This window comes from Erythrobacter epiphyticus (genome assembly GCF_034653295.1).
GTDB lineage: Bacteria > Pseudomonadota > Alphaproteobacteria > Sphingomonadales > Sphingomonadaceae > Erythrobacter.
The window spans coordinates 331,403-358,387 of sequence record NZ_JAYEEU010000009.1; the positions used below are offsets into that span (position 1 = coordinate 331,403).

Genomic DNA, 26,985 nt, shown 5'->3' on the forward strand with positions numbered 1-26,985 from the left:
GAGCCGCGAAACAACAAGGCGTCAAACATAGCCGGCACTCTTACAGGGGCCATTTCCGGCTCAACCCAATCGCCTCTTGCTTTACCCCCCCCGGCCGCCCTCACAAGTGTTCCGGCAACCACACGGAGAGAGAAATTGCTGTTTCACACCATGGTCGGCTCAAATGACATTGAGCGTTCAAGACAGTTCTACAATGCAGTCCTTGGCGTTCTGGGCGTGGACGAACCCCTGATCAATATCGCCGGCAGCGGGCACACCCGCCTGTTCTACCGCAATGAAGGCGGCACCAACTTCATTGTCACCCAACCGATTAATGATGAACCGGCAACCGTATCGAACGGCAGCACCGTGGCATTTTCATGCAACTCGCCCGAGCAAGTCCAGCAGTTCCATGATATCGCGGTGGACCATGGTGGTACCTCGATCGAAGACCGGCCCGGTCCGCGGGAATCGGCGATGGGTGAAATCCACCTCGCCTATGTGCGCGATCCGGATGGCAACAAGCTCTGCGCGATCCACATTCCCGGATAAGCGCCGCGCGGGCTGCGATCGGCCCGCACAACCGGAATGATTGGGCCTTGGGGAGCGGACTTGCCGCTTCCCAAGCCTTTCCCGATTTTCGATCAGGATAACACGGCGCCCGCAAGGCAAAGCCTTCAGGGGCGCATCACCTTCCTGAAGGCTTCAATCGCGGCGACTTCATCCCCGCCCCACACCGCGCCGGATACCGCGAGAAAATCCGCCCCAGCCGCAACCAGCGGCGCGCAGTTCTCTGGCGTGATCCCGCCAATGGCGACGCAGGGTATTTCAAACAGGCTCGCCCACCATTGCAGGATTTCGGGCTCGGGAACCTCGGCATCAGGCCCCTTGTCCTTCGTGGTCGAAGGGAAGAAGGCACCAAAAGCGACATAATCCGCCCCGGCCTCACCCGCTTCCATCGCCATGTGACGGCTGGCATGGCACGTCACACCGATCTGCGCCTCGCGGCCCAAGACTTCGCGCGCCTCTTTGGGTGAGCCATCTTCCTGACCGAGATGCACGCCATCGGCTTTGAGCCGCTTGGCCAGCGCCACCGAATCATTGACGATAAAAGCCACATCATGAGCGGCGCAGATCGCCTGAAGCGGCGCGGCAAGTGCGGCTGCCGCGTGCTGGTCAACACCTTTGACCCGGAACTGGAAGGCGGCAATCAACGCGTCCTGCCCCTTGCCCCCCGCCGCGAGCGCGCGTTCGAGACGCGCCGGAAAATCGCCGCCCACATCAAGCGGTGAAATCAGGTAAAGCTGGGTCGGGGGCATAGGGCTCAAGATCATTAATCCTGCAAATCAGGCCATGCTGGCGGCTGCGATCTGATCAATCGCCTTGCCAAGCACCGCATCGAATTCCGCATCGGTCTGGCCTTTGCGCAGGTCCTGCAACAGGCCGCGGCTGAAGCTTGCGATCATGCCGGGGTTCTGGGCCAGACGCGCACACGCCTCGTCGGTCGAGAACCCGCCCGACAGCGCCACGACGCGCAGCACGCGCGGATGGACAATCGCCGGGTTGTAGAGGCCGGGCTTCATCGGGATCGACAGCTTGAGCATCACTTCACGGCCCTCGGGCAGGGCATCAAGGTGCTTCATGATTTCGGCGAGCAGGATATCCTCACCCGCCGCACGGTCTTCGGCGGTGATGTCATATTCGGGCTCGATCATCGGGACGAGGCCCGCATCAAGGATCTGCGACGCGACTTCGAATTGCTGGGCCACAATCGCAGCGATCCCCGCGGGATTGGCCGCCTTGATGACCGAGCGCATCTTGGTGCCGAACATGCCCGTCGCGACGGACTTTTCGAGCAAAGCAGCGAGCTTCACCATCGGCTTCATCAGCTGGACGCCATCAGCGTCGTCGGCGAGGCCTTCGTCCACCTTGATGAAAGGCACCACGCCGCGCGCCTTGAGCGCCTCGGCGGTCGGCTTGCCATCCACTTCACCGTCCATCGTCTTTTCGAACAGGATCGCGCCGATCACCTTGCCACTGGCAAAGCTGGGCGCAGTGATCACACGGGCACGCATCGCGTGAATCTGGGCGAACATCTCCTCATCACCCGACCATTCGTGATCGTCCACGCCATAGCCGCGCAGCGCCTTGGGAGTCGAACCGCCCGACTGATCCAGCGCGGCAATGAAGCCCTGCCCGGTCGTGATGCATTCGATCATCTGCTGCCTGTTCATACCCAAGTCCCCGTTTTGCGATTGGTCGCGGAATGTCGCGGTTGGCCAAGTTCTGCATACCTATGCAGCGCTTTCACCGGGGCGCCTTAGCCAAGCCCTAAGCATGCTGCAACTGCACAGTGGCGGTGCAACGGATCAGCGCTTGGCGAGCCGCCGGATGATGCCGGTAAAACTGAGCGCGGGCGCGCCATCGCCGGTGACCAACCCACGCACGAAGATCGTCTTGCCCCCGCCGCGCGTCACCTCGCCGCGCGCCTCGACCAGCGCCCCTGATTGCACCGAGCCGAGAAAATCGCCCGAAAGATTGAGCGTGACCGCGTGATCGCCGTTCAAGGCATCCGTCGCGATCGCGAAGAGCGCGAAATCCGCAAAGGTCAGCAAGCAGCCGCCATGCATGAACCCGCCGCCATTCATGTGGCGGGGCTCGGCGCGGAAGGCGCTGACATAAGAGCCATCCGCCTCGCGGCGGTAGAAGAACGGGCCGGAGCGGGTCTCGAACGGATCGCCCTCCCAATAGCGCCAGCCGGCAAATTCGCCGGTGTCGATCACCTTGAGGGCACCGTAACTGGTTTCGACTGCTTCGCTCATCATCATGTCCACAACTGCAAGGCTTTGACCGCGCCGGGCAGACGCTCGCCTTCATCGAGGCGGGCAAGGCTGCGCTCCGCCAGTTTCCACCCGCCGAGCGTCCCGCAGCGCCACAGATCAGTGACAAGGAAACGCCCATCCCACACCTTGCCGCCGAGCCGGAATTCCAGCTCTGCCCCGGCGACAAACCACGCCGCCTTGCCGTGCTGGCGGACAAAGAGTTCATGAAAGGCAAAGCGGGTGCAGACAAAGCCGCGCTCGATACTTGCCACAAAGCTTGGCCGGTCGAGCAATTGCGGCGGCAGCGTGCCGACCATCATCACGAAATCGCGGTGCAGCAGCTTCTTGATCGCCTTGGCATCGCCCGCGATCCAGTTGCGCATCACGGTGAGCGCCAGCGCCTCGATATCGGCGGCGATATCAGCCATGTCAGGCTTCGAGCGCAGCAACGCCGGGCAGGATGCGGCCTTCCATCCATTCGAGAAAAGCGCCGCCCGCCGTTGAAATATATGAGAAATCTGCGCTCACACCAGCCTGCGCCAGCGCGGCCACGGTATCCCCGCCGCCCGCGACGCTGATAAGCGAGCCTTCCTGCGTCAGAGCCGCCGCGGTCCGCGCGAGCGCGACGGTCGCCGCGTCGAAAGGTTCGGTTTCGAAGGCGCCAAGCGGCCCGTTCCACACCAGCGTGCGACAGGTCTTGAGCACATCGGCGAGGGCCTCGGTTGCTTGCGGGCCGACATCAAGGATCATCTCGTCCGCGGCCACTTCGTGGACATTGCAGACCCGCAAGCTCGGCGGATTGGCGGCAAACTCCTTGGCCACCACCACGTCATAGGGCAGATGGATCGTGCAGCCCTTGGCATCGGCCTCGTCCATGATGCGCGCCGCGGTTTCGGCCAGATCATGTTCGCACAGGCTCTTGCCGACATTGACCCCGCGCGCGGCGAGGAAGGTGTTGGCCATGCCGCCGCCGATGATGAGATGCTGCACCCGGCCAAGCAGGTTTTCGAGCACGGCGAGCTTGGTCGAAACCTTGGCCCCGCCGACCACCGCGGCCACCGGCATTTCCGGCGCGCCGAGCGCGGCATCAAGCGCCTTCAACTCGGCTTCCATCGAACGGCCGGCGTAGGACGGCAGGTAGTGTGTCAGCCCCTCTGTCGAAGCGTGGGCGCGGTGCGCGCAGGAAAAGGCATCATTGACGTAGAAATCGCCATGCGCGGCGATGGCCTTGGCGAGTGCAGGATCATTGGCTTCCTCGCCCGGCCAGAAGCGGGTGTTATCAAGCAGGCCAATATCGCCAGGGCCAAAGATCGTGAGGCTCTTCTCGACCACCGGGCCCGCGATTTCGGGAATGAACATCACCTCACGGCCGAGCACCGCCTCGACATCGCCCACCACCATGCTGGTTGAAAGCACGGAGGAGCGCTGGCCACCGGGCCGCCCGAAATGCGCCAGCATCAGAACCTTGGCACCCTTGTCCGCCAGTTCCAGAATGGTCGGCTTCACCGCCTCGACCCGGGTGAGATCAGTGGCCGAGCCATCCTTCATCGGCAGGTTCAGATCGACCCGCACCAGCGCCACCTTGCCGGTGAGATTGACCGGCAGATCATCGAGGGTTTTGAAGCTCATGGTCCAACTTGTCCGTTCGGTTCGAGCCCTTCGGCAGGCTCAGGGTGAACTGCCGACTTCGTCGTCAGTCGAGACCCGTTCGTGGCGATGTGTTTCGACATCGCTCGACACGAACGGGCTTACTCTAGGAGATCAGAGGAACTTTGCCATCACCCCGGCGGTGTCGATCATCCGGTTGGAGAAGCCCCATTCATTGTCATACCAGCTGACGACACGCACCAGCTGCCCTTCGAGCACGGCGGTTTCGAGGCTGTCCACCGTGGAGCTCGCCGGATAGTGGTTGAAATCCGAGGAAACCAGCGGCTCGTCGGTGTAGTCGAGCACGCCCTTCATCGAGCCTTCCGCCGCTGCCTTGAGAGCCGCGTTGATTTCATCGGCCGTGGTCGCGCGCGACGGCGTGAACACCAGATCGACCATCGAGACGTTCGGGGTCGGCACGCGCACCGACGAACCATCGAGCTTGCCCTTGAGCTCAGGAAGCACGAGGCCGACCGCGCGGGCCGCGCCCGTGGTGGTCGGGATCATGTTCTGCGCACCAGCACGGGCACGGCGCAGATCGGAATGGATCTGATCGAGCATGCGCTGGTCATTGGTGTAGGAATGGATCGTGGTCATGAAGCCGCGCTCGATCCCGACAGTTTCGTGCAGCACCTTCGCAACCGGCGCGAGGCAGTTGGTGGTGCAGCTTGCGTTCGAGATGATCACATCATCGCCGGTCAGCGTGTCGTGGTTCACGCCATAGACGATGGTCTTGGAAACGCCGGTGGCCGGGGCCGAGATCAGCACGCGCTTGGCGCCTGCGGCGAGATGCGGGCGGCTCGCTTCGTCCGACTGGAAGAAGCCGGTGCATTCGAGCACGATATCCACGCCCATCTCGCCATGCGGCAGCTTGCCCGGATCGCGCTCCTTGGTGACAGCGATGCGCTTGCCATCGACGATAATCGCATCGCCATCGGCCTTCACCTCACCGCCAAAACGGCCATGTACGGAATCATAGGCGAACAGCAGCGCATTCGACTTGGCATCCGCCAGATCATTGATCGCGACGAGTTCGAAATCATGATCGCTGCGCTCAAGAATGGCGCGCGCAACCAGCCGTCCGATGCGGCCGAACCCATTGATGGCAACCTTCGTGGCCATGATATCTACTCCTGCTTAGTTGTTCAGTTTGTTCAGGATTTGCGGGACAATTGCCTCCGCGGTAAAGCCGAAACGGGCAAACAGATCGCCCGCCGGGGCCGACGCGCCGAAGCGGTCAAGCCCGATGGCAAGGCCGTGCGTGCCGGTGTAGCGCTGCCAGCCGAAGGTGCTGGCGGCTTCGATCGAAACGATCAGCGCCCCTTCCGGCAGGATATCCGCGCGGTAGCTATCGGACTGTTCATCGAACAATTCGGTGCAAACCATCGAGACCACATCGGCTCCGATCCCCTGCGCCTCGAGCGCGGCGGCGCATTCGGTTGCCAGCGCAACTTCCGAACCCGTCGCAAGGATCACAACCTTGCGCGCGGCTTCTGCCGCCTTGAGCCGGTAGCCGCCCCGCGCCGAGAGATTCTCCCCCGCGTCGGTCAAGCGCAGTTGCGGCAGGTTCTGGCGGGTCAGCGCCAGCACGCTGGGCCGGGTGCGTTCGCGCAGGGCAATCTCCCAGCATTCAGCGGTTTCGACCGCATCAGCCGGGCGCATCACCAGCACATTGGGCATGGCACGCAGCGATGCGAGATGCTCAACCGGCTGGTGCGTCGGGCCATCTTCGCCAAGGCCGATCGAATCATGCGTCATCACATAGATCGCGCGCACTTGCTGGAGCGCCGACAGGCGGATCGCACCGCGGGCGTAATCCGTGAAGACGAGGAAGGTGCCGCCATAGGGGATCACCCCGCCATGCAGCGCCATGCCGTTCATCGCGGCGGCCATGCCGAATTCGCGGATGCCGAAATAGACATAGCGCCCGGCGTAATTGTCACGGTTGAAGGTGCCGATCCCGCCTGCCAGCGTGTTGTTCGATCCGGTCAGATCGGCGCTGCCGCCAATGGTATCGGGGAGCACGGGGTTGAGCGCAGCCAGCGCAATCTCGCTCGCCTTGCGGGTGGCGATCTTTTGCGGCGCGGCGATCAGCCCGGCAATATGCGCGCCGAGCGAGAAGTCGGCGGGCAGATCACCGGCCATCCGGCGCAGGAACTCAGCCTTGTGCGGCGAAGCATCGAGCCGCGCGGCCCATGCCTTGTGCGCGTCCGCACCGCGTGCACCGGCAGCACGCCAATCGGCAAGGATCGCCTCGGGCACCACGAAAGGCTCATGTGCCCAGCCCAGCTCGGCCCGTGCAGCAGCGACTTCCGCCGCGCCCAGCGGCGAGCCGTGGGTCGCGCTGGTGCCCTGCTTGTTGGGCGCGCCCTTGCCGATCAGGGTGCGGCAGGCGATCAGCGAGGGGCGCGGATCGGCCTTGGCTTCGGCAATCGCGCGCTCGATATCAGCAAAATCATGCCCGTCGCAGGCAGTGACATGCCAGCCGGTCGCGGCATAGCGCGCGGCCACATCCTCGCTGGTCGAAAGGTCGGTCGCGCCGTCGATGGTGATACGGTTGTCGTCCCACAGCACATTGAGGCGGCCAAGGCCAAGGTGTCCGGCGAGGCCGATGGCCTCGTGGTTGATCCCTTCCATCAGGCAGCCATCGCCGGCAATCACCCAGGTGTGATGATCAACCAGCCCATCGCCATAGACAGCGTTAAGGTGACGCTCGGCCATGGCCATGCCAACCGCCATCGCCAACCCCTGACCGAGCGGCCCGGTGGTGCATTCGACGCCATCGAGCAGGAAATTCTCGGGGTGGCCGGCACACGGGCTGGTGATCTGGCGGAAATCGCGGATGTCGTCGATGGTCGGACGCGCATAGCCCGACAGGTGAAGCAAGGCATAGATCAGCATCGAGCCATGCCCGGCCGACAGGACGAAGCGATCACGATCAGCCCAGTGAGGGGCGCTCGCGTCGAACTTGAGATGGTTTGCCCAAAGCACGCTCGCCACATCGGCCATGCCCATCGGCATGCCGGGATGGCCCGAATTGGCTGCCTCGACCGCATCCATCGAAAGCGCGCGGATGGCGTTGGCCATATCCTGCAGGCGGGCAGCGTCGGTAATCATGAGCGCAAAACTCTCCTGATGGGCTCGTCTCCTGTGCCAACGGGGTTTCGGGCGCAGCGATTCGATCCCTGATCGTGTGCGCGTGCCATTGCCGAGCGGCCAGAGCAGGTCAACCTCGTGCAGTGATCCACCAATCTGTCTTCGTCCCCTCACCGCGCCTTTGAATTGCGAGCATTTATCAACAGCCCTCCCCAACCCTTTGCGGAGCAATACGCTTGTTGGTAACATGAGGAGCATGAGTGATACCCGCATCGAGCAGGCGATGGCCCGGATCGAAGCCGCCCTTGCACGGATCGCCGCTGCACAGGCGTCGGCCGGGAATGGTGCGGGCGCATCCGCGCGGGTGATCGAGCTCGTCAACAGCCACGAAAAGCTGCGCGAAGACGTCGCGGAAACCTTGCGCGATCTCGATACGCTGATCGCGCAGCTTGAAGGGTGAGCATCGCGGCATGAGCACTGTCACTCTCACGATCGGGCCCAAGAGCTACCCCATCGCCTGCGCTGATGGCGAGGAAGCGCATATCGAAGCGCTGGGCGCGATCATTGTCGAGAAATATGCGCAGCTCGGCGCCTCGCGGGCGCCGCTTGAAGCGCAGAACATGCTGTTTGCGGCGCTCTTCATGGCTGATGAACTGGCCGAGGCCCGCCGCAAGGTTGCGGCCGCCGCGCCGGATCGGCTCGCGGCCCTCGAAGCGCAGGTGGCGCAGCTGCGGCTTGTCGAAAAAGCGGCGCAGGAAGAAATTGCCCGGTTGAAAGCACAGGCCAGCAAGGCCGTGCCGAAAAGCGCGCAAGTCGATCTGTTCGTTGCGCCTCCAGCCCATGCCGCCGACGATACAGTCGCCGACAGCCTCGAGGCGCTGGCCGCGCGTGCCGAAGCCCTTGCCGCCGCGCTTGAAGCCCATGGCGAGAGCGCCTAGATAGGTCAGTGGCGGGACTGCCCGGCACGAGCCGATTGAATATCCCTGAGGCTATAAGTAATCCAAATGGGAGCTGTCCCTATCCTTGCCTGCTGGTTCGTCCGGAAGACTTGGGTATACGGCGCCCACCTGACGTACCACGCGTCAGAGGATTTCTAGCGCAAACGACCCATGGTGGTTCCGCCACGTTTTTGATGCCCTACCGCTTCGCTGCTTGAGGGCTAGTTTGTTTTCCGCACCGCCTGCGCGACGCGGTTTCCTCCGGGGGCCCGACCCTTCGGGCAACCCCTCCGGACGGGCGGTCGCCCTTGCGGCCTTTTGGGCCGTTTTTAGCTCAAGCCCTGTTCGGGCTGAGCTTGTCGAAGCCTCGCACTTCTGCTTTCCAAAGATTGAAGGGCCCGACTGTCCACCAAGAGGCTCAAGGCCAACGGATATGAATAAGAACGAACTCCGCAAAAGCCTGCGCGCCGCGCGCAAGGCGCATGTCGATGCCTTGCCCGAAAACCTGCGCGCGCTGATGTTCCATCGCCCGCCCGCCCCGCTGCTCGCACACGTGCCGCAGGACGCGGTGATCGGGCTTTACCACGCCGCGCCCTTCGAGGCACCGGCAGCGGCCTATGCCCGCTTCTTCCGCGATGCCGGCCACACCATCGCCCTTCCCCACTTCACTGCGCGCACGGCACCGATGCGCTTCCGCCATCACACCGATCCTTACGCGCAGGATGATCTCGAGTTCGGCCCCTTCGGCATGCTCCAGCCCAGCCACACGGCAGACGCACTGGTACCCGATGTGCTGTTCGTGCCGCTGGTTGGCTTCACAGCCACGCGCGACCGGCTCGGACAAGGCGGCGGGCACTATGATCGCTGGCTCGCGGAACATCCCCCGGCGCTGGCGGTTGGGCTCGGGTGGGATGTGCAGCTGTGCGCAGCGCTTCCCATCGAAGCTCACGACCAGCGGCTTGCCGCCATCATCACCCCGACACGCATCTACGGACTGGACTAATGCGCGAAACCCCGACCTGGCGAATCCCCTTTGGCATCGTCAGCCTGTTTATCGGTCTGATGGTCTATGGCGTGGTGATCGCGCGCTATGCGCCGGGCGTGATCGGCACCTGGTCGGGCGGCGCGCAGACCGTGGTCTATGTGATCCTCGGCCTGGTGTGGCTGCTGCCGCTCAAGCGGTTCCTGATCTGGATGGAGACGGGCCGCTGGAGCGCGCCCAAAGCGGCTGAGGCAAAAGAAAAGGCGGACTGAACGCCCGCCTTTCACCTGGCCTTCAAAGGCCTCTTCCACCGAACAAGTGGCGCGAGTGACGGGGCTCGAACCCGCGACCTCCGGCGTGACAGGCCGGCGCTCTAACCGACTGAGCTACACCCGCGCATCTTGTCCTTGCAAGCATTCCGGCGATGCCGTCCCGCTCGTGGAGCAGCGCCATTAGGACCGTGCGGAAGACCTGTCAACGGCCATATCGGCAATTTTTGAGAGGTCGCGTGGCCCCTCAGCAATTCTCATACTTCCAGTTGCGTTTGCGCCCCTCGGCCAGCCACTCCACCGCCTGCGCGATGCGCTTGGCCTGTGTCTCGGCGCGCTTCGCGTCGGCGATCCATTCGACATATGCGCGCCGGTGCGAGGGTGCGAAGGCATTGAACGCGGCGCGCGCCGCGGGCACCGCGTCGAGCGCAGCGGCGAAGGCAGGCGGACCGGGCAGATCGGGCTTCGGCAAGCGCCTGGGCTTGGGCTGCGCAAGCGCCTCCGGACGGGCCTGCAGGCGCGCGATCAGTTCCTCGTCGGGCGGGAGATCGGCAAGGCTCGTCAGCTTGCCAAGCGCGCCCATGCCCTCACCCGTGCGCTCTTCATGATGGATCACCACCACCGCATGGGCCTTGAACGCGGCCAAGCCGACCACGTTCTTCCCGCCGACCATGAAGTGCGGCATGCCCCACTTGATCGTCTCCTCCACCCCCCGGCAGCGCCTGGTGCACCAGCCCCCGGACATGGGTAAGGATCGGCTGCGCGAAAGGCGCGGCCTTGGCGATGTAATCGTCGATGCGCGGATCACAGGTCATGTCGAAGGCCTCACGGCCCCGACATTACCCCAATCAGTCGACCAGCAACAGCGCCGGGCTTTCGATCAGGCGCTTCACGCCCTGAATGAAGCTCGCGGCATCATGCCCGTCGACCACGCGGTGATCGCAGGAAATCGAGATGTTCATCAGCTTGCGCTTGGCGATGCGCTCGCCGCCCATGCCATCGGAGACGAACATCGGGCGTTCGACAATGCGGTTCGGGCCAATGATCGCGACTTCCGGCCGGTTGATCACCGGAGTGGTCGCCACCCCGCCGAGCGGGCCCAAGGACGTGACTGTCAGTGTCGAACCCGAAAGCTCCTCCGAGGTCGCTTTGCCGCTGCGTGCCGCCTCGGCCAGACGGCCGATTTCGCGGGCGAGCTGCCACAGGTTCTTGGCCTGCGCATCGCGAATTACCGGCACCATCAACCCGCTGTCGGTCTGCGCCGCCATACCGAGATGCACCGCGCCGTAACGGGTGACAACGTTCGCCTCATCATCGTAGCGTGCGTTGATCATCGGGAATTGCGGGATCACCTTGCAGATCGCGGTGATCAGCAGCGGCAGCATGGTGAGCTTGGGGCGCTCACCCCGCCCTTCGTTAAGCTGCGCGCGCAGGACTTCCAGATCGGTGACGTCGCATTCCTCAACATAGGTGAAGTGCGGAATGTGGCGCTTGGCCGCGGCCATGTTCTGGGCGATGCGCTTTCTGAGACCGATGACCTTGATGGTCTCGTCCCCGCGCGCCTTGCCCGCCGCGCCAAATCCGCTGCCGGCATTATAAGCAAGGAAGGCGTCGAGATCGCCGTGGCGCACCCGGCCATCTTCGGCAGGCCTCACCTGCGCCAGATCAATCCCGAGATCGCGCGCGCGTTGGCGCACGGCGGGGGAGGCGAGGACTTTCACCTCTCCCGCGCCCTTGGGGGCGGGGGGCAGCGGGGTGGGTTCAGAGACTGCGGGGACAAGCGATGGTTCGGGCGCCGAACCCCCATCCCCAACCTCTTCACCAACGGGAAGGGGCTGGTCTGCCTGTCCATCGGCCCCATCGGCATCCGACATGTCGTCTTCAATCTGTCCGGCAGCGGCTTCAGCCTCTGCCGGTGTCGCCTCACCCTCGGTCTCGATCACCAGCAGCATGGCCCCGATGGCGATGGTATCGCCCACCGCGCCCGCAAGCTGGGTCACCACACCGGCCACGGGGCTTTCGATGTCGATCGTCGCCTTGTCGGTCATGACATCGACAAGGTGCTGGTCTTCCTCGACCCGGTCACCGACCTTTACGTGCCACTCGACGACTTCCGCCTCGGCCACGCCTTCGCCCACATCGGGCATGTTGAATGTGAATGTCGCCATGGTGCGATCAGTCCTTGAGAAGCTTGTCGATCGCCTCGCCGATGCGGACGGGGCCGGGGAAATAGGCCCATTCGAGGCTGTGCGGATAGGGCGTGTCGAAGCCGGTGACCCGTTCGACGGGGGCTTCGAGGTGGTAGAAACAGCGTTCGGTAACCAGCGCCGAAAGCTCCGCGCCGAAGCCCGAGGTGCGCGTTGCCTCGTGAACGATCAGACAGCGCCCGGTCTTCTCGACCGAAGCTTCGATCGCCTTGATATCAAGCGGCACCAGCGTGCGCAGGTCGAGGATCTCGGCATCCACACCCTTGGCCTTGCAGACCGCTTCGGCGACATGAACCATCGTGCCATAGGCAAGCACCGTCAGCGCCTCGCCTTCCTGCACGATCCGCGCTTGGCCGAGTGGCACCTTGTAATAGCCCTCGGGCACGACGCTGTCGGGGTGCTTCTTCCACGGCTCCACCGGCTTGTCGTAATAGCCCGAGAATGGCCCGTTATAGATGCGCTTGGGCTCGAAGAATATCACCGGGTCATTGTCTTCAATGGCGGCGATCAGCAGACCTTTGGCGTCATGCGGCGTGCTCGGTATCACGGTCTTGAGGCCGGCCACATGGGTAAAGAGAGCCTCGGGGCTCTGGCTGTGGGTCTGGCCGCCGAAAATCCCGCCACCAAAGGGCGAGCGCACCGTCATGGGCGCGATGTAATCCCCGGCCGAGCGGTACCGCAGGCGCGCGGCTTCCGAGATCAGCTGATCAAGCCCGGGGTAGATGTAATCGGCGAACTGGATTTCGGGCACGGGACGCAGGCCATAGGCGCCCATCCCCACCGCCACGCCAATGATCCCGCATTCGGAGATCGGCGTGTCGAACACGCGGGTCTTGCCATGCTTGGCCTGAAGACCCGCCGTGGCGCGGAACACCCCGCCGAAATAGCCGACATCCTCACCCATGATGATCACATCGGGATCGCGGGTGAGCATGATATCGAGCGCTTCGTTGATCGCCTCGATCATGTTGAGACGGCGTTCCGCCACCTCGGTCACGGTTGCAATATCGTCGCTCATCCGAACGGCCTTTCGGTGCCGAACTTGGCAATGCGTTCGCGGATCGCCTGATCGGCCTGCTCTTCAAGGTGCCAGGGCAGCTCCTCGTAGACATCCTCGAACATGGTGTGGAACGGGTGATGGAGGCCATGGCCGAGGATGCCGTTCTTCTCGGCTTCCTTGGTGGTGGCCTTGACCCGCTCGGCGCATTCGGCGTCCATCGCGGCCTGCCGATCCTCGTCCCATTCGCCGAGCGCGATGAGGTGATCCTTGAGCCGCGTGATCGGATCACCAAGCGGCCATTCCTCGCGCTCCTGCGCGCTGCGGTAACCGCTCGGATCATCCGAGGTCGAATGACCTTCCGCGCGGTAAGTGAAATATTCGATCAGCGTCGGGCCTTGGTTGGCGCGGGCGCGGTTGGCGGCCCATTGCTGCGCGGCGAAGCAGGCGAGCGCATCATTGCCATCGACCCGCAAGGCGGCAATGCCATAACCCAACCCGCGCGCGGCAAAGGTGGTGCGTTCCGCCCCGGCAAAGCCCGAAAAGCTCGAAATCGCCCACTGGTTGTTGATCACGTTGAGGATGACCGGCGCATTATAGACCGCCGCAAAGGTGCAGGCCGAATGGAAATCGCCCTCCGCCGTGCTGCCCTCGCCCACCCAGGTCGCCGCGATCCGGCTATCGCCCCGCACCGCGCTCGCCATCGCCCAACCCACCGCCTGCGGGGTTTGCGTGGCGAGGTTGCCCGAAATCGAGAAAAAGCTGTGCGCGCGGCTCGAATACATGATCGGCAGCTGGCGGCCCTTTAGCTTGTCGGCCTTGTTCGAATAGATCTGGTTGATCATCTCGATCAGCGGATAGCCGCGCGCGATCAGGATACCCTGCTGGCGATAGGAGGGGAACACCATGTCGTCGCTCGCCAGCGCCATCGCAGCGGCCACGCTTGTCGCCTCTTCGCCGGTGCACTTCATGTAGAAGCTGGTCTTGCCCTGCCGTTGCCCGCGGAACATCCGTTCATCGAAAGCGCGCACCAGCGCCATGTGGCCGAGCATGGTGCGCAGCGTATCGGGGCTCAGCTTGGGATCCCACGGACCGTGCGCCTGATTATCCTCGCCCAGCACGCGCACCAGCCCGTAGGCGAGCGGCGCCATATCGGCCGGTTTGGCGCTTTCATCCGGGCGCGGCTGCGCGCCAGCGGGCGGGATCTGGATATCGGAGAAATCGGCCTTGTCGCCGGGGCGGAACTTGGGCTCGGGCACATGCAGGCTCAGCGCCGGGCGATTGCCCGCGCCCTGCGATGATGCGGGCGGTGGAGTATCGGCCGGATCGGCCATGGCTGCGCTCTCCCTGTGGCACGGCGAGCGCGCTGCGGGCGGCTCACAAACATTGCTTGGCTGTGAATTTTTATTTCAAGCGCAGGGTGCGGTCAAGCGGCGCGCATGCTTTTGCCTCACACCGCAACAGGCGCGCTCAAAGGGGGGAGCGGCGCGTAATCATGCACCACAAAATCCTCGATCCGGTAGTCGAATATTGTTTCGGGGTGGCGGGTGATTTCAAGCCGCGGGTTCCCCTGCGGCTGACGGGTGAGCTGCTCGGTGATCAGTTCCGCGTGATTGAGATAGAGATGCACGTCCCCGCCCATCCACACCAGCTCGCCCGGCATGAGGCCCGTCTGCTGCGCCAGCATCCGGGTGAGCAAGGCGGCGGACCACAGGTTGAACGGCAGCCCGAGCGCCACATCGCAGCTGCGTTGGTAGAGCAGGCAATTGAGCCGGTTGTCGGCCACATGGAACTGATAGGTCTTGTGGCACGGGGGCAGCGCCATGCGATCGAGCTCGGCCACGTTCCAGCCTTCGATGATATGGCGACGGCTGCCGGGATTGCTGCGCAGGCTTTCGACGACTTGTGCGACCTGGTTGATCCCCTCGCCCTGCTCGTAAAGACCATCGGGCCGGTAGCGATAGGTCGGCCAGTTGACCCATTGCTTGCCATAGACCGGGCCGAGATCGCCCCACTGCGCAGCGAAAACTTCATCGGCGGCAATGCGGGCGACGAAATCCTCAAGACTGATCGCATCGCCGCTCTCGCGGACATAGCGCGCATGCGGCCATTCGTTCCAGATTTTCACGCCTTGCAGCACCAGTGGGCGGATATTGGTTTCCCCGGTCAGGAACCACAGCAATTCGCGGGTGGCGGTTTTCCAGTAAACGCGCTTGGTGGTGATAAGCGGCATGGCGCCATCGGCCAGATCGTAGCGCAGCATCGCCCCGCATACAGAGCGCGTGCCGATCCCGGTGCGATCAATCCGCTCGGACCCGGTCTCCCAGATCATGCGCATCAGATCGAGATATTGCTGTTCGGGATGCGCCGCAGGATCGGCAACAGGAGGATTCGCAAGGCTGGCCATGGCGATGTTGTATAAGCTGCATTTGCCCGCTTGCCACCCTTTGCATCCGCTCCTATAGGGCGCGCCTTGCCTCGGCCCATGCGGGATGCGAATCCCCTCGGGCACGACACGGTCGGGGAGTAGCTCAGCCTGGTAGAGCACTGTCTTCGGGAGGCAGGGGCCGGAGGTTCGAATCCTCTCTCCCCGACCAATCGTCTCATGCAAACAATGTGATAAGAAGCGCGCAGCGCCGCTTCCAGCTGCGCGCACAGGCCATGCAACATGGGAGAGCCTCGCTGGAGGCCCGCCCTGTTATGCCCGGCACGGATACCGCGATCAGAAGCGGAAGCTGGCCTGAACGAAGACCCGGCGTCCACGATTCATCAAAACCACCGCATCATCACCGCGCGGGATGCCAAAGCCCCCTGCTCCTCCCGGCGGCAGGAACGGACGCGGGCCAGAGGTCACCACGAAGAGCTCTTCCGTGAGGTTGACCCCGATCAGCGACAATTTCCAGCGGCCATCCGAGCGGCCGATCGCAATATTGCCGTCGAGCGTGACAAAATCATCCTGCACGAAATCATTGAAGCTCTGCTGGTCGGCAAAATATTCGCCCGAATAAAGCGCATTGCCGCCCATCACGAAATCAAGGTTGCCGCCGAGCGGAATGGTCCAATCGAAGGCGAGGTTACCCGAGAATTCGGGCGCTCGCGGCGCGCGGCGGCCATCAAGGTCTATCCGCGCCGCCGAGACGAAGGGTGCAGTGAACTTGGCATCGAGATAAGTCCCGTTGGCCGAGATGGTGAGGCCCTGCACCGGTGTGCGCCAGTTGAATTCGAGATCGACCCCCTTGGTGGTCAATTGCCCGGCGTTCAGCGTGATGAACTGCACATTCACCGCATCGAAGTTCTGCACCTGCAAATCATCGACAACATAGTAGAATGCGGTTCCGTTCACTGTCACACGGCGGTTGTTGAACTGGGAGCGGAAACCCACTTCGCCGCCGATCGTGGTTTCGGACTGGAAGATCAGCGAGTTGAAATTGCCGCTCAGCGCTGCCTGGCTCAGGCTGTTCGACGGCAGCGCCGAATTGTCGATCCCGCCTGATTTGAACCCGGTGCGGAATGCCGCAAACAGGTTGAAATCAGGATTGGCCTGATATTTCAGGGTCACTTCGGGCGAGACATTGCTGTCGCTAAAGGGAATGGCGCCCGAGAAGAAGCCCGGTCGGACGAAACCCGGCCCTTGCAGGAAGGTGTGGAGATAGGGCACCGCGATTGTCTGGACCTTGTCTTCAGTGGTCCAGCGCGCACCCGCGACCAGTTCAAGATCTTCGGTGATATCGAAGATCAGCGAGCCGAACAGCGAGACCGCCTCGGTCTTGGTAACATGGCGCTTGTCCCAGTCATAGGTAAAGCCTGTCACCGGATCAGGGGCGATCAGCGAGATATTCACGGCCTGCTGCGCCGTTTCGAACACGAATTCGCGGTCCTCATAGAACGCGCCCAGCATGAAATTGATCGGCCCGTCAAAATCGGAATGCAGACGCAATTCCTGCGTAAATTGGGTCAGCTGGTTGACCGGATCGGAACAGCCGGTGCCCTGCGCAACGCCCGGGCCATTGGTGGCGCCGAGTGCAGGCGCATTGGCCGCGAGGAAGCCGGGGATCCCGAGAGCATTGCCAATCGGCGAGAATGCCGGCCCCAACCCGCCATAGGCGTAACAATCGAAATCGACCGCATCCATGTTGAGAAAGCCCGAGGTCGAGGTCAGCTTGATCGCGTCGGAAATCTGCAAATTCATCAGCAAGCGACCGAACCAGATATCGGATTCGTTGAAGGGAACCCCGTTGCGGCCCGCTGCGCGCGACGGCGTGGGCACCCCGCCGGCCAAGGCAGGGGCGGAATCAGGGATGAAGAACTGCTTGTCCCGGAAGTTGCAATCATACCCTGCCGGGATCGCCACCAGACCATTGAGCAGCCACACCGGATCGGCAATGCCATTGGCACCGCAGAAGATATCGGAATGCTGCACGGCGCCATCGCCCTCATTGCGCATATACTGCACCTTGAGGTTGGCATCGAACATGCTGGTCGGCTCCCAATCCAGTGTCACGCGGGCCAGCAGGCTCGACTGGCCGCGAAACGGACCATTGCCGGAATTGACATTGGGCTGAAGCTCGATGAACCGCTCGATATCGTTCCATTGCGCCGCGACACGGATGCCCAGCGTATCGGTCAGCGGGCCGGACACGTAGCCATTGATCAGATAGCCGCGTTCCTCGAATTCATAATTGCCTGTCATCCCGACTTCCCAATCGGGCGTGGGATCGGCCGTCTGCAACGCGAAGACTCCGGCGGTGGCCGATTTGCCGAAATAGAGCGATTGCGGGCCTTTCAACACATCGATCTGCTTCATGTCGAAGAAGCCCGCCTGCACAAGGCGCATCGTGGAAAGCTGCACGCCGTCGAAATCAAAGGCCACCGCGCTGTCGAAGGCTGCGGAAATGTTGGACGATCCCACCCCGCGCAAGGACAGCTGGCCGCCCGATCCCGAACCGCCGACCTGCACCTGCAAGGTCGGCACACGCGCCGAAATCGCCGAGACATTGTTCATCACGTAATTGTCGAGCGTTTCCGCACCGACTGAAGTGATCGTGACCGGCACGTCCTGCAGGGTTTCGTTCTGGCGGCGCGCCTGCACGATGATCACCTGCTGATCTGCCTCACGGGTTTCCGCACCTTCGTCTGTCACATCCTGTGCCAGCGCGACGTGGGGCAAAGCAACCAGAACGCCAAGCGCCCCGCCACTCAGCAAGGCGCGGCGCAAGCCACTGCGGCGGGAAGGGGACGCATGGCGTGCATCACCGTTGATCATCTCACCGCCTTCCATTTGCCCGATGGCAGGTGCCGGGCCGTTTCCCCATCGCCGAGATGCATTGCCTGCAACTTTTCAGCACCCTGTAAAATGGATGGAGGGAGCCTCGCTGGCTCGTCCAGCAAAAGCTCATGCGACCCGCCAAAATACGATACTTTCGTCACAATGGCGCAAAAACCCCAAGAAATCGTGACGTCATCCTGCTGTCCGGGCGCACCCTGTGAACCATCGGTTTGCCGCGCCGTGGCCAAGAGGCGAACCGGCGTCGCATCGCCTTGCACGGCCCGGATCATGTGCTAGCCTGCAGGTGCGACAACCGGAGAGGGTCACGCCATGAAGACAGCCACCCTGTGGATCGCCAGCGCCGCGCTGGCAGGTGCGATGGCATATGCCTTGCCAGCGCAGGCACGCGACGATGAAAAAGCCGAAACCAAGGATGGCACCGCGGCCATGAGCGGCGGGCTCGCCGCAATCGGCATCGGTATTGCCGTCAGCACCACCAAGCATGGCGGTGATCACCGCCATGACAGCCAGTGGGACGATGAGCTCTATGGCAAGCCTTTCACCCCTGCCGCCAATGTGGTGTGCGTGCCGGGACAGCGCCAATGTTATGATCGCGGCTATGTTTCCTACAGCTGGACAAAGCAGGCGTTCGGAACTTCGGCAGAATTTGCGGCATCCGAAGGGGGATGGGATGGCGGTTACGGCGATTTCGGCAGTTTCGGAGTCGATCTCGAACGCGCGCGGACTGTTTGCCTTGAACGGTCGGGCACTCAGCGGCTGCGCAATGTCTCAATCGACGAGGCCAAGCAAATGACGGACGAATGGGCTTATGTGTACATGCGCGCCCGTCCCAATCCGCGGTTGCCCGCTTACGAGCGCTGGCGCTGCGCCTACAGCTTCCGCAGCGGCAAAACCGATTTCAAGCGCATGTAAGCGCCCAGCCCCGCGTTCCGAGGAGACACTCATGCGCCGTATTCTTGCTTCTGCTCTCGCATCTGTGCTGGTGATGTGCGGGCTGATGACTTCCGCCGCTGCGCAAACCGCCAATGATAAGCCTGCTGCACGCAGCGACATCAGCCCTAATGGTCGGATGGCCATGCATGTGAACGGCATCGTGTTGGAAGATCTCAAGCAATTCATTCCCGACGATGCAGCACGGAGCGGCATTTTCATGCGGATGGTGCTTCTCGCCAAGCAGGAAGCCATTGGTGCAAGCTGCGCCGATTATACCGTGGATCAGAAGCGTCTGACGGCTGTGATGATGCGGACCATGCAGCCGATCTCCGACAATGCGGCCAAGGATGTTGCCACCGCCAACCTCGGGCGGGCGCTGCGGCAATATCACACCCTGCTGGGGAGTGAGCTTGCCCAATTCGCTTATGATCCATCCGCATTTTGTGCCAATGCCAAGACTGTGGTGGCCGAACTGGGCACGGATCCTGAGCCCCAGTCCGTGCTTGTACTCAAACCGGCCTGACGCGCGATCCGCCATCGTCCACCCGCCTCACCTTGCATGCGCGCGCGCCTCTGCTAAAGCGCGCGGCGGGATCTGTTACGAACATCCTATCGACCACAAGAAGCCCGGACGCCGGGCCTGAAAGGATAGGGCATTAGCCATGCAAAAAATCAAAGTCGCCAACCCCGTCGTCGAGCTTGATGGCGATGAGATGACCCGCATCATCTGGCAGTGGATCCGCGAAAGGCTGATCCTGCCCTATCTCGACATCGACCTGAAGTACTATGATCTCTCGATCGAGAATCGCGACGCGACCGATGATCAGGTGACGATCGATTCCGCCAACGCGATCAAGCAGTATGGTGTGGGCGTGAAGTGCGCGACCATCACCCCCGACGAACAGCGCGTCGAGGAATTCAGCCTCAAGAAGATGTGGAAGTCGCCCAACGGCACGATCCGCAACATCCTTGGGGGTGTTGTTTTCCGTGAACCGATCGTGATCGACAACGTGCCGCGCCTCGTCCCCGGCTGGACCGATCCGATTGTCGTCGGCCGCCACGCCTTCGGTGACCAGTACAAGGCGACCGACACCCGCATCCCCGGCCCCGGCAAGCTGCGCTTGGTGTGGGATGGCGATAATGGCGAGACAATCGATCTCGACGTGTTCGACTTCCCCAGCGCCGGTGTCGCGATGGCGATGTACAACCTCGACGATTCGATCCGCGACTTCGCCCGCGCGAGCTTCAACTACGGCCTCAACCTCGGCTGGCCGGTGTACCTGTCGACCAAGAACACCATCCTCAAGGCCTATGACGGACGGTTCAAGGACCTCTTCCAGGAAGTGTTCGACACCGAAGGCTTCGCCGAGAAGTTCAAGGAAAAGGGCATCGTCTACGAACACCGCCTGATCGACGACATGGTCGCTAGCGCGCTCAAGTGGTCGGGCAAGTTCGTTTGGGCATGCAAGAACTATGACGGCGACGTGCAGTCGGACACCGTGGCGCAGGGCTTCGGCTCGCTTGGCCTGATGACTTCGGTGCTGATGACCCCGGACGGCAAGACCGTCGAGGCCGAAGCCGCGCACGGCACCGTCACCCGCCACTACCGCCAGCACCAGCAGGGCAAGGCGACCTCGACCAACCCGATTGCCTCGATCTTCGCGTGGACCCGTGGCCTGATGTATCGCGGCAAGTTCGACAACACGCCGGACGTGGTGAAGTTTGCCGAAACCCTCGAAAAGGTCTGCATCCAGACTGTCGAGAAGGGCTACATGACCAAGGACCTCGCGCTGCTGATTGGCCCGGGCCAGGCTTGGCAAACCACCGAGCAGTTCTTCGAGACCATTGTCCAGAACCTCGAGAAGGAAATGGCCAGCTGGGCCTGATCCTCGCATCATGATCAACAAAGCCGGGTGGACTGATCTCCGCCCGGCTTTTTTCTTGCCTGCCCATGGGTGACAGCACCGCCGCACCGCGTTAAGCCGGAGCCGTGGCTGGCGAATTGACCCTTTCCCCCTTCCTGTCGGATGCTCTGGTGATCCTAGGCGCGGCGGGGATCGTGATCCCGGTCTTTGCGCGTTTCCGCATCACCCCGATCATCGGGTTCATCCTGATCGGAGTGCTGGTCGGCCCCTTTGGCCTTGGCTCGCTGGTCGAGCGAATACCCTGGCTTTACTACATCACGATCAGCGACCCGGAATCGCTCGCGCCCTTTGCTGATTTCGGCATCGTGCTGTTGCTGTTTGCGATCGGGCTGGAGCTTTCCTTCAACCGCCTGTGGCAGATGCGCCGGCTGGTGTTCGGCCTCGGCGCGCTCGAATTGCTGATTATCGGCAGCTCGTTTGCCGCACTGTTCGGCCTTACCGGCATGCTGGACTGGACAGCAGCGCTCGCGCTGGGCTTTGCGCTGGCCTTCTCTTCAACCGCGATCGTGCTGCCGATTTCGGGCACCACCACACCCGTGGGCCGCGCCGCGCTCTCGATGCTGCTGTTCGAGGATATCATGATCGTCCCGATCATTTTCATCCTCGGCGCGCTGGCACCCAATGCACAGGGCGAAGGCTGGGAAGGCCTAATCACCACGCTGTGGCAGGGCGGTGTTGTCATTGCCGTGCTGCTGATTGCCGGGCGCTTTGCCCTGCCCCGCCTGTTTGCACAGGCCGCCCGCACCAAAAGCCCTGAACTGTTCCTGTCCGCCTCGCTGCTGGTGGTGATCGGCGCGAGCCTTGCCACCGCGCTCGTCGGCCTTTCGCCGATTGTCGGCGCGCTGATTGCCGGCCTGCTGATCGCCGAGACCGAGTATCACACCGAAGTCGAACTGATCATGGAGCCATTCAAGGGCCTCGCGCTTGGGGTGTTCCTGATCACCGTCGGCATGAGCATCAATCTTGTCGAAATCAGTGCCCAGATTGGCGCCATCGCTCTCGCTGTGGTTGGGGTGGTGACATTCAAGGCGCTCGTCACAGGTGTGCTGCTGCGGATGATGGGCGCGCGGCGCAGCACAGCGGCGGAAACCGGGTTGCTGATGGCGTCGCCGTCAGAAACCACGCTGATCGTGCTCGCCGCCGCGACGAGCGCACTCGTGCTGGATCAGGACACCGCACGGTTCTGGCAAACAGTGACCGCGATCGGCCTCACCATCACGCCCTTGCTCGCCAAGCTCGGCGCCCTGCTGGCACGCCGGGTGGACGGCGCGCCCCAACTTGCAAGCGTGGATGAAAGCGATGAGGCGCGCACCATCATCGTCGGCGGAGGGCGCGTCGGCAGGCTGGTGGCCGACATGATGCAAGCCCACGCCAAACCCTATGTTATGCTTGATTCCAACCCCGATCTTATCGCCAGCGCCAAACAGGATGGCTACCGCGCCACCTTTGGCGATGCCGCGCGCGGCGATGCGCTGTCGCGGCTCGGCGTGGAAACCGCACCCGCCGTGGTGTTGACGATGGATGAGCCGGTGCTGGCGCAGCGTCTGGTCGTCAAGCTGCGTCAGACTTATCCCGATCTTCTGATCGTTGCCCGCGCGCGCGACACCGATCATGCGGCCGCGCTTTACCGCGCGGGGGCCAGCCATGCCGTGCCCGAAACGCTCGAAAGCTCGCTCCAGCTATCCGAAGCCGTGCTGGTGGATATCGGCGTGGCGATGGGCCCGGTGATCGCCTCGATCCATGCCAAGCGCGATGAATTCCGCGAGCAGCTTGAGCGTGATGGCGGGCTCAGTGGCAAGCCGAAACTGCGTTCGGTCTAACCCGCCAGCGCCGCCTTCACCGCCGCCAACGCATCGCTGGCCTTGTCGCCATCGGGCCCGCCGCCTTGCGCCATATCAGGCCGGCCACCGCCGCCCTTGCCGCCTAGCGCTTCGACCCCGGCGCGCACCAGATCGACCGCGCTGAAGCGCGCGGTGAGATCATCGGTCACCGCGGCGGCGATGCTCGCCTTGCCGTCATTGACCGCGATCACCGCCGCAATACCCGAACCAAGCCGCTTTTTGGCCTCGTCGAGCAGGGGGCGCAGCTCCTTGGGATCGAGCCCTTCGAGCACCTGGCCCGAGAACTTTACCCCGGCAATCTCTTCATCGGCGCTGGCCGCGCTGCCGCCTGCCGCACCGCCCCCGCCAAGCGCGAGCGCTTTCTTCGCCTCGGCCAATTCCTTTTCGAGCCGCTTGCGTTCTTCCATCAGCGCCGCCAGCCTTGCCGGCACTTCCTCGGGCGTCGCGCGGATCACACACGCGGCCGATTTGAGCGCTTCCTCACGCCCCACCAGCCAGCTGCGCGCGGCTTCGCCGGTCAGCGCTTCGATGCGGCGCACGCCCGATGAGACCGCGCTTTCCGAGACGATGCGGAAGACGCCGATATCGCCGGTCGCCCGCACATGGGTTCCCCCGCACAGCTCGACCGAATAGTTGCGGCCTTCCTTGCCGGGGCGGCCCATCGCCAGCACGCGCACTTCATCGCCATACTTTTCGCCGAACAAAGCGAGCGCACCGGCAGCGACGGCATCATCGGGGCTCATCAAGCGGGTGGAGACCGGCTCGTTGGCGCGGATCTCGGCATTCACTTCGGCCTCGATCGCCGCGATATCCTCGGCCGTGAGCGCGACAGGATGCGAGAAATCGAAGCGCAGCCGCTCTTCGGCGACCATCGAACCCTTCTGGGTGACATGCCCGCCAAGCCGGTTGCGCAGGGCGGCGTGAACGAGGTGCGTGGCCGAGTGGTTGGCACGGATGCGATCGCGCCGCGCATTATCGACCTCAAGCTGGACATTGTCGCCAACGGCGACGTCTCCGGCGGTGATCGTCACCTGATGGGCATGAAGGCGGCCAAGCGGCTTGGCGGTATCGGTCACCTCACCGGCAAAGCCCTTGAGGCTTGCGATGCGCCCAGCATCGCCGGTCTGCCCGCCGCTTTCGCCATAGAAAGGCGTCTGATTGGTCAGGATGATCGCGACATCACCCTCCTTGGCGCTCGCAACTTCGGCGCCATCCTTGACGATGGCGACCACCTTGCCCTCGCCACTGGTGGAGGCATAGCCGGTGAATTCGGTCGCGCCTTCACGCTCGGCAATGTCGAACCAGACCTCATCCGAGGCGGCATCGCCGCTGCCCTTCCATGCGGCCCGCGCGGCGGCCTTCTGGCGCGCCATCGCGGCATCAAAGCCCGCCTTGTCGACACCGATGCCGCGGGCGCGCAGGGCATCTTCAGTGAGATCATAGGGGAAGCCGAAGGTGTCGTAGAGCCGGAAAGCAACTTCACCGTCCAGCTCGCCATCGGTGGCGATGTCACCCGTCGCCTCGTCCAGCAGCTTGAGGCCCTTGTCGAGCGTGCGGCGGAACTGGGTTTCCTCGCGCTCGAGCACTTCCTGGATCAGCGCCTGGCCGCGGGTCAATTCGGGATAGGCCTGGCCCATTTCGGTCACGAGCGCGGGCACAAGCCGGTGCATCAGCGGCTCGGAAGCGCCAAGCAGGTGGGCATGACGCATGGCGCGGCGCATGATGCGGCGCAGGACATAACCGCGCCCTTCGTTCGAAGGCAGCACCCCATCGGCCATCAGGAAACTGGTCGAGCGCAGGTGATCGGCAATGACGCGGTGGCTGGCGGCATGATCGCCTTGCGCCGCAACCCCGGTGAGCTGTTCCGAGGCGGCAATCAGCGCCTTGAAGGTGTCGGTATCGTAATTGTCGTGCACTCCCTGCATGACAGCGGCAATACGTTCGATCCCCATGCCCGTATCGATCGAGGGCTTGGGCAGCGGGCGGCGGGTGCCATCGGCCTGCTGATCGAACTGCATGAAGACGAGGTTCCAGATCTCGACAAAGCGATCGCCGTCCTCATCGGGGCTGCCCGGAGGGCCGCCGAAAATATGATCGCCATGATCATAGAAGATTTCCGAGCACGGGCCGCAGGGGCCGGTATCGCCCATCGACCAGAAATTGTCCGAGGTCGCGATGCGGATGATGCGATCATCGGGCAGGCCGGCGATCTTGCGCCACAACCCGTGCGCTTCATCATCATCATGAAAGACGGTGACAGTGAGGCGATCCTTGGGCAAGCCCCATTCGCGCGTCAGCAGCGTCCAGGCATGCTCGATCGCTGTTTCCTTGAAATAGTCGCCGAACGAGAAATTCCCGAGCATTTCGAAGAAGGTGTGGTGGCGCGCGGTGTAGCCGACATTGTCGAGATCATTATGCTTGCCGCCCGCGCGGACGCATTTCTGCGACGAGGCCGCGCGCGGGATCGCCGGGGTTTCCAGCCCGGTGAAGATGTTCTTGAACGGCACCATGCCCGCGTTGACGAACATCAACGTCGGATCATTATATGGCACCAACGGTGCCGAAGGTGTGGCGGCGTGTCCGGCCTTGGCGAAATAGTCGAGGAAGGACCGGCGGATTTCGTTAGTCGAAGTCATGCGCGGTCAGTTAGGCAATGGCGCGGCTTTGTGCAATGGAGCCCGTAAGGACGCCGCGCGCAAGCACGCGCGGCAGCCCTGCTCTGCGGCAAAGCCGCAACAATCCGCCGAGGATTTGGCAGACGCTTCCCACAACGAAAAACCGGCACACATCCGCTAAAAGCGGACGTGCGCCGGTTTCACGGTCTTCCGGGCCGGGAGACTATCCCGTCTGGCCCGCTTGGGGTTCAGTCTTCAGAGTCCGCGTCCGGCCCTGTCATCATCCCCCCGGCGACCTCGTCGGTGCGGCTGCGGATGGCAGCTTCGAGACGGTCGCAAACTTCCGGGTTCTCGCGCAGATAGGTCTTGGCGTTTTCGCGGCCCTGACCAATGCGGATGCTGTCATAGGAGAACCAGCTCCCTGATTTCTCGACAATTCCCGCCTTGACCCCGAGATCGAGAATCTCGCCAATCTTGGAAATGCCTTCGCCATACATGATGTCGAATTCGACCTGCTTGAACGGCGGCGCGACCTTGTTCTTCACCACCTTGACCCGGGTGGTGTTGCCAATGATCTCGTCGCGATCCTTGATCTGACCCGTGCGGCGGATATCGAGCCGCACCGAGGCATAGAACTTCAGCGCGTTCCCGCCGGTGGTGGTTTCCGGGTTGCCGTACATCACCCCGATCTTCATGCGCAGCTGGTTGATGAAGATCACCATGCACTTCGAGCGGTTGATCGAGCCGGTCAGCTTGCGCAGCGACTGGCTCATCAAACGGGCCTGCAAGCCGACATGCGAATCGCCCATCTCGCCTTCGATTTCGGCGCGCGGCACCAGTGCTGCCACCGAATCGACCACCAGCACATCAATCGCGTTGGAACGCACCAGCGTATCGGTGATTTCGAGCGCCTGTTCGCCAGTATCGGGCTGCGAGACGATCAGCTCGTCAATATCGACCCCCAGCTTCTTGGCATAAACCGGATCGAGCGCGTGTTCGGCATCCACGAAGGCTGCCGTGCCGCCTGCTTTCTGCGCTTCGGCAATGACATGCAGGGCCAGCGTGGTCTTGCCCGAGCTTTCCGGGCCATAGACTTCGATCACGCGCCCTTTGGGCAGACCGCCAATGCCAAGCGCAATGTCGAGCCCGAGCGAGCCGGTCGAAATCGCTTCGACCTGCATGGTTTCCTTGGAGCCCAGCTTCATCGCCGAACCCTTGCCGAAAGCGCGATCAATCTGCGCGAGAGCCGCTTCGAGCGCTTTTTGCCGATCCACGTCCTTGTCCTTCTCTACGACCAACTTCAATTGCGTTGCCATCGCATGCGCTCCTTCGCTTGCCTAGAGGGCCTCCGCCAGTTTTCGACGGCCCTGCGGCAAACAAGGATGTATCCTATTTGTTCTTTTGGAACAAGTAAGGAACGAAAATTATTTTCATTCGAATTTACAGA

General features: G+C 62.9%; 25 protein-coding genes, 2 tRNA genes and 1 other RNA gene. 11 read left to right on the top strand and 17 right to left on the bottom strand.

Annotated features, from left to right (window positions below; all coding sequences use genetic code 11):
* The first annotated feature begins 135 nt into the window (after positions 1-135).
* A complete protein-coding gene (locus tag SOQ14_RS12485; RefSeq protein ID WP_322898447.1) occupies positions 136-531 on the top strand; it encodes a VOC family protein in 396 nt (131 codons plus the stop codon).
* Positions 532-656: 125 nt separating this feature from the next.
* Here SOQ14_RS12485 and thiE read toward each other — a convergent pair whose 3' ends face one another.
* The 7 genes from thiE to tkt all read right to left on the bottom strand — a co-directional run bounded on the left by thiE (position 657) and on the right by tkt (position 7,565).
* The gene (gene thiE / locus SOQ14_RS12490) at positions 657-1,298 is read right to left on the bottom strand and encodes a thiamine phosphate synthase (protein ID WP_322898573.1); all 642 of its coding nucleotides are present in this window, start codon (positions 1,296-1,298) and stop codon (positions 657-659) included.
* 27 nt (positions 1,299-1,325) lie between these two features.
* Positions 1,326-2,213, bottom strand: a complete 888-nt coding sequence (locus SOQ14_RS12495) for a fructose bisphosphate aldolase (RefSeq protein WP_416232761.1) — start codon at positions 2,211-2,213, stop codon at positions 1,326-1,328.
* A gap of 135 nt (positions 2,214-2,348) precedes the next feature.
* Complete coding sequence (locus tag SOQ14_RS12500) at positions 2,349-2,804, bottom strand: PaaI family thioesterase (protein WP_322898449.1); 456 nt, start codon at positions 2,802-2,804, stop codon at positions 2,349-2,351.
* Positions 2,804-3,229, bottom strand: a complete 426-nt coding sequence (locus tag SOQ14_RS12505) for a nuclear transport factor 2 family protein (RefSeq protein WP_322898450.1) — start codon at positions 3,227-3,229, stop codon at positions 2,804-2,806. The genes SOQ14_RS12500 and SOQ14_RS12505 overlap by 1 nt, the downstream gene beginning before the upstream one ends.
* Position 3,230: 1 nt before the next feature.
* Entirely contained in the window at positions 3,231-4,430 is a 1,200-nt protein-coding gene (locus SOQ14_RS12510) for a phosphoglycerate kinase (protein ID WP_322898451.1), read from the bottom strand.
* Between the two features lie 132 nt (positions 4,431-4,562).
* Positions 4,563-5,570, bottom strand: a complete 1,008-nt coding sequence (gene gap / locus SOQ14_RS12515) for a type I glyceraldehyde-3-phosphate dehydrogenase (protein WP_322898452.1) — start codon at positions 5,568-5,570, stop codon at positions 4,563-4,565.
* A gap of 15 nt (positions 5,571-5,585) precedes the next feature.
* Positions 5,586-7,565, bottom strand: coding sequence for a transketolase (gene tkt / locus SOQ14_RS12520; RefSeq protein WP_322898453.1), 1,980 nt, complete (start codon positions 7,563-7,565; stop codon positions 5,586-5,588).
* 235 nt (positions 7,566-7,800) lie between these two features.
* On the opposite strand from tkt, the gene SOQ14_RS12525 reads away from it, so the two are divergent.
* The 5 genes from SOQ14_RS12525 to SOQ14_RS12545 all read left to right on the top strand — a co-directional run bounded on the left by SOQ14_RS12525 (position 7,801) and on the right by SOQ14_RS12545 (position 9,736).
* Positions 7,801-8,004, top strand: coding sequence for a hypothetical protein (locus SOQ14_RS12525; protein WP_322898454.1), 204 nt, complete (start codon positions 7,801-7,803; stop codon positions 8,002-8,004).
* Positions 8,005-8,014: 10 nt separating this feature from the next.
* Entirely contained in the window at positions 8,015-8,482 is a 468-nt protein-coding gene (locus SOQ14_RS12530) for a cell division protein ZapA (RefSeq protein ID WP_322898455.1), read from the top strand.
* Positions 8,483-8,493: 11 nt separating this feature from the next.
* Positions 8,494-8,667: non-coding RNA, 6S RNA (gene ssrS, locus SOQ14_RS12535), on the top strand.
* 248 nt (positions 8,668-8,915) lie between these two features.
* The gene (locus SOQ14_RS12540) at positions 8,916-9,485 is read left to right on the top strand and encodes a 5-formyltetrahydrofolate cyclo-ligase (RefSeq protein WP_322898456.1); all 570 of its coding nucleotides are present in this window, start codon (positions 8,916-8,918) and stop codon (positions 9,483-9,485) included.
* Positions 9,485-9,736 carry a DUF2842 domain-containing protein gene (locus tag SOQ14_RS12545; RefSeq protein ID WP_322898457.1) on the top strand — a complete coding sequence of 84 codons (252 nt, stop codon included), beginning with the start codon at positions 9,485-9,487 and terminating at the stop codon, positions 9,734-9,736. The genes SOQ14_RS12540 and SOQ14_RS12545 overlap by 1 nt, the downstream gene beginning before the upstream one ends.
* Before the next feature lie 47 nt (positions 9,737-9,783).
* Here the strand turns inward: SOQ14_RS12545 and SOQ14_RS12550 are convergent.
* From SOQ14_RS12550 to SOQ14_RS12575, 6 genes are all read right to left on the bottom strand, one after another.
* A tRNA-Asp gene (locus tag SOQ14_RS12550) sits at positions 9,784-9,860 on the bottom strand.
* A gap of 120 nt (positions 9,861-9,980) precedes the next feature.
* Positions 9,981-10,442 carry a YdeI/OmpD-associated family protein gene (locus tag SOQ14_RS12555; protein WP_322898458.1) on the bottom strand — a complete coding sequence of 154 codons (462 nt, stop codon included), beginning with the start codon at positions 10,440-10,442 and terminating at the stop codon, positions 9,981-9,983.
* A 139-nt stretch (positions 10,443-10,581) separates the two neighbouring features.
* Positions 10,582-11,901, bottom strand: a complete 1,320-nt coding sequence (locus SOQ14_RS12560; RefSeq protein ID WP_322898459.1) for a dihydrolipoamide acetyltransferase family protein — start codon at positions 11,899-11,901, stop codon at positions 10,582-10,584.
* Between the two features lie 7 nt (positions 11,902-11,908).
* Positions 11,909-12,958, bottom strand: a complete 1,050-nt coding sequence (locus SOQ14_RS12565) for an alpha-ketoacid dehydrogenase subunit beta (RefSeq protein WP_322898460.1) — start codon at positions 12,956-12,958, stop codon at positions 11,909-11,911.
* Positions 12,955-14,271, bottom strand: a complete 1,317-nt coding sequence (locus SOQ14_RS12570; RefSeq protein ID WP_322898461.1) for a 3-methyl-2-oxobutanoate dehydrogenase (2-methylpropanoyl-transferring) subunit alpha — start codon at positions 14,269-14,271, stop codon at positions 12,955-12,957. Before SOQ14_RS12570 ends, SOQ14_RS12565 begins: the two co-directional genes overlap by 4 nt.
* A gap of 116 nt (positions 14,272-14,387) precedes the next feature.
* On the bottom strand, positions 14,388-15,344 hold the full coding sequence (locus SOQ14_RS12575; RefSeq protein ID WP_322898462.1) for a thymidylate synthase: 957 nt from the start codon (positions 15,342-15,344) through the stop codon (positions 14,388-14,390).
* Between the two features lie 113 nt (positions 15,345-15,457).
* On the opposite strand from SOQ14_RS12575, the gene SOQ14_RS12580 reads away from it, so the two are divergent.
* Positions 15,458-15,534: transfer RNA gene (locus tag SOQ14_RS12580), tRNA-Pro, on the top strand.
* Positions 15,535-15,659: 125 nt separating this feature from the next.
* On the opposite strand, the gene SOQ14_RS12585 is transcribed toward SOQ14_RS12580, so the two are convergent.
* Positions 15,660-18,200: a TonB-dependent receptor gene (locus tag SOQ14_RS12585; RefSeq protein WP_322898463.1), complete on the bottom strand. Its 2,541-nt coding sequence runs from the start codon at positions 18,198-18,200 to the stop codon at positions 15,660-15,662.
* On the bottom strand, positions 18,197-18,493 hold the full coding sequence (locus SOQ14_RS12590) for a hypothetical protein (RefSeq protein ID WP_322898464.1): 297 nt from the start codon (positions 18,491-18,493) through the stop codon (positions 18,197-18,199). The genes SOQ14_RS12585 and SOQ14_RS12590 overlap by 4 nt, the downstream gene beginning before the upstream one ends.
* 40 nt (positions 18,494-18,533) lie before the next feature.
* On the opposite strand from SOQ14_RS12590, the gene SOQ14_RS12595 reads away from it, so the two are divergent.
* From SOQ14_RS12595 to SOQ14_RS12610, 4 genes are all read left to right on the top strand, one after another.
* Entirely contained in the window at positions 18,534-19,136 is a 603-nt protein-coding gene (locus SOQ14_RS12595) for a YcgJ family protein (protein ID WP_322898465.1), read from the top strand.
* A gap of 31 nt (positions 19,137-19,167) precedes the next feature.
* On the top strand, positions 19,168-19,680 hold the full coding sequence (locus tag SOQ14_RS12600; RefSeq protein WP_322898466.1) for a hypothetical protein: 513 nt from the start codon (positions 19,168-19,170) through the stop codon (positions 19,678-19,680).
* Between the two features lie 139 nt (positions 19,681-19,819).
* The gene (locus tag SOQ14_RS12605) at positions 19,820-21,043 is read left to right on the top strand and encodes an NADP-dependent isocitrate dehydrogenase (RefSeq protein WP_322898467.1); all 1,224 of its coding nucleotides are present in this window, start codon (positions 19,820-19,822) and stop codon (positions 21,041-21,043) included.
* Positions 21,044-21,147: 104 nt separating this feature from the next.
* Entirely contained in the window at positions 21,148-22,902 is a 1,755-nt protein-coding gene (locus SOQ14_RS12610; protein WP_322898468.1) for a cation:proton antiporter domain-containing protein, read from the top strand.
* Here SOQ14_RS12610 and alaS read toward each other — a convergent pair.
* Positions 22,899-25,559: an alanine--tRNA ligase gene (alaS, locus tag SOQ14_RS12615; protein ID WP_322898469.1), complete on the bottom strand. Its 2,661-nt coding sequence runs from the start codon at positions 25,557-25,559 to the stop codon at positions 22,899-22,901. The genes SOQ14_RS12610 and alaS overlap by 4 nt on opposite strands.
* 227 nt (positions 25,560-25,786) lie before the next feature.
* Positions 25,787-26,854: a recombinase RecA gene (gene recA, locus SOQ14_RS12620; protein ID WP_322898470.1), complete on the bottom strand. Its 1,068-nt coding sequence runs from the start codon at positions 26,852-26,854 to the stop codon at positions 25,787-25,789.
* Between the last annotated feature and the right edge of the window lie 131 nt (positions 26,855-26,985).

Bases quoted from the DNA above. Each gene is read 5' to 3' on its own strand.
- SOQ14_RS12585 (WP_322898463.1), bottom strand. From the start codon at position 18,200: ATGATCAACGGTGATGCACGCCATGCGTCCCCTTCCCGCCGCAGTGGC.
- SOQ14_RS12500 (WP_322898449.1), bottom strand. From the start codon at position 2,804: ATGATGAGCGAAGCAGTCGAAACCAGTTACGGTGCCCTCAAGGTGATC.
- SOQ14_RS12605 (WP_322898467.1), top strand. From the start codon at position 19,820: ATGCAAAAAATCAAAGTCGCCAACCCCGTCGTCGAGCTTGATGGCGAT.
- SOQ14_RS12570 (WP_322898461.1), bottom strand. From the start codon at position 14,271: ATGGCCGATCCGGCCGATACTCCACCGCCCGCATCATCGCAGGGCGCG.
- SOQ14_RS12510 (WP_322898451.1), bottom strand. From the start codon at position 4,430: ATGAGCTTCAAAACCCTCGATGATCTGCCGGTCAATCTCACCGGCAAG.
- thiE (WP_322898573.1), bottom strand. From the start codon at position 1,298: ATGCCCCCGACCCAGCTTTACCTGATTTCACCGCTTGATGTGGGCGGC.
- recA (WP_322898470.1), bottom strand. From the start codon at position 26,854: ATGGCAACGCAATTGAAGTTGGTCGTAGAGAAGGACAAGGACGTGGAT.
- SOQ14_RS12595 (WP_322898465.1), top strand. From the start codon at position 18,534: ATGAAGACAGCCACCCTGTGGATCGCCAGCGCCGCGCTGGCAGGTGCG.
- alaS (WP_322898469.1), bottom strand. From the start codon at position 25,559: ATGACTTCGACTAACGAAATCCGCCGGTCCTTCCTCGACTATTTCGCC.
- SOQ14_RS12600 (WP_322898466.1), top strand. From the start codon at position 19,168: ATGCGCCGTATTCTTGCTTCTGCTCTCGCATCTGTGCTGGTGATGTGC.
- SOQ14_RS12530 (WP_322898455.1), top strand. From the start codon at position 8,015: ATGAGCACTGTCACTCTCACGATCGGGCCCAAGAGCTACCCCATCGCC.
- SOQ14_RS12590 (WP_322898464.1), bottom strand. From the start codon at position 18,493: ATGATCCGGGCCGTGCAAGGCGATGCGACGCCGGTTCGCCTCTTGGCC.
- SOQ14_RS12495 (WP_416232761.1), bottom strand. From the start codon at position 2,213: ATGAACAGGCAGCAGATGATCGAATGCATCACGACCGGGCAGGGCTTC.
- SOQ14_RS12545 (WP_322898457.1), top strand. From the start codon at position 9,485: ATGCGCGAAACCCCGACCTGGCGAATCCCCTTTGGCATCGTCAGCCTG.
- SOQ14_RS12525 (WP_322898454.1), top strand. From the start codon at position 7,801: ATGAGTGATACCCGCATCGAGCAGGCGATGGCCCGGATCGAAGCCGCC.
- SOQ14_RS12505 (WP_322898450.1), bottom strand. From the start codon at position 3,229: ATGGCTGATATCGCCGCCGATATCGAGGCGCTGGCGCTCACCGTGATG.
- SOQ14_RS12560 (WP_322898459.1), bottom strand. From the start codon at position 11,901: ATGGCGACATTCACATTCAACATGCCCGATGTGGGCGAAGGCGTGGCC.
- SOQ14_RS12575 (WP_322898462.1), bottom strand. From the start codon at position 15,344: ATGGCCAGCCTTGCGAATCCTCCTGTTGCCGATCCTGCGGCGCATCCC.
- gap (WP_322898452.1), bottom strand. From the start codon at position 5,570: ATGGCCACGAAGGTTGCCATCAATGGGTTCGGCCGCATCGGACGGCTG.
- SOQ14_RS12565 (WP_322898460.1), bottom strand. From the start codon at position 12,958: ATGAGCGACGATATTGCAACCGTGACCGAGGTGGCGGAACGCCGTCTC.
- tkt (WP_322898453.1), bottom strand. From the start codon at position 7,565: ATGATTACCGACGCTGCCCGCCTGCAGGATATGGCCAACGCCATCCGC.
- SOQ14_RS12540 (WP_322898456.1), top strand. From the start codon at position 8,916: ATGAATAAGAACGAACTCCGCAAAAGCCTGCGCGCCGCGCGCAAGGCG.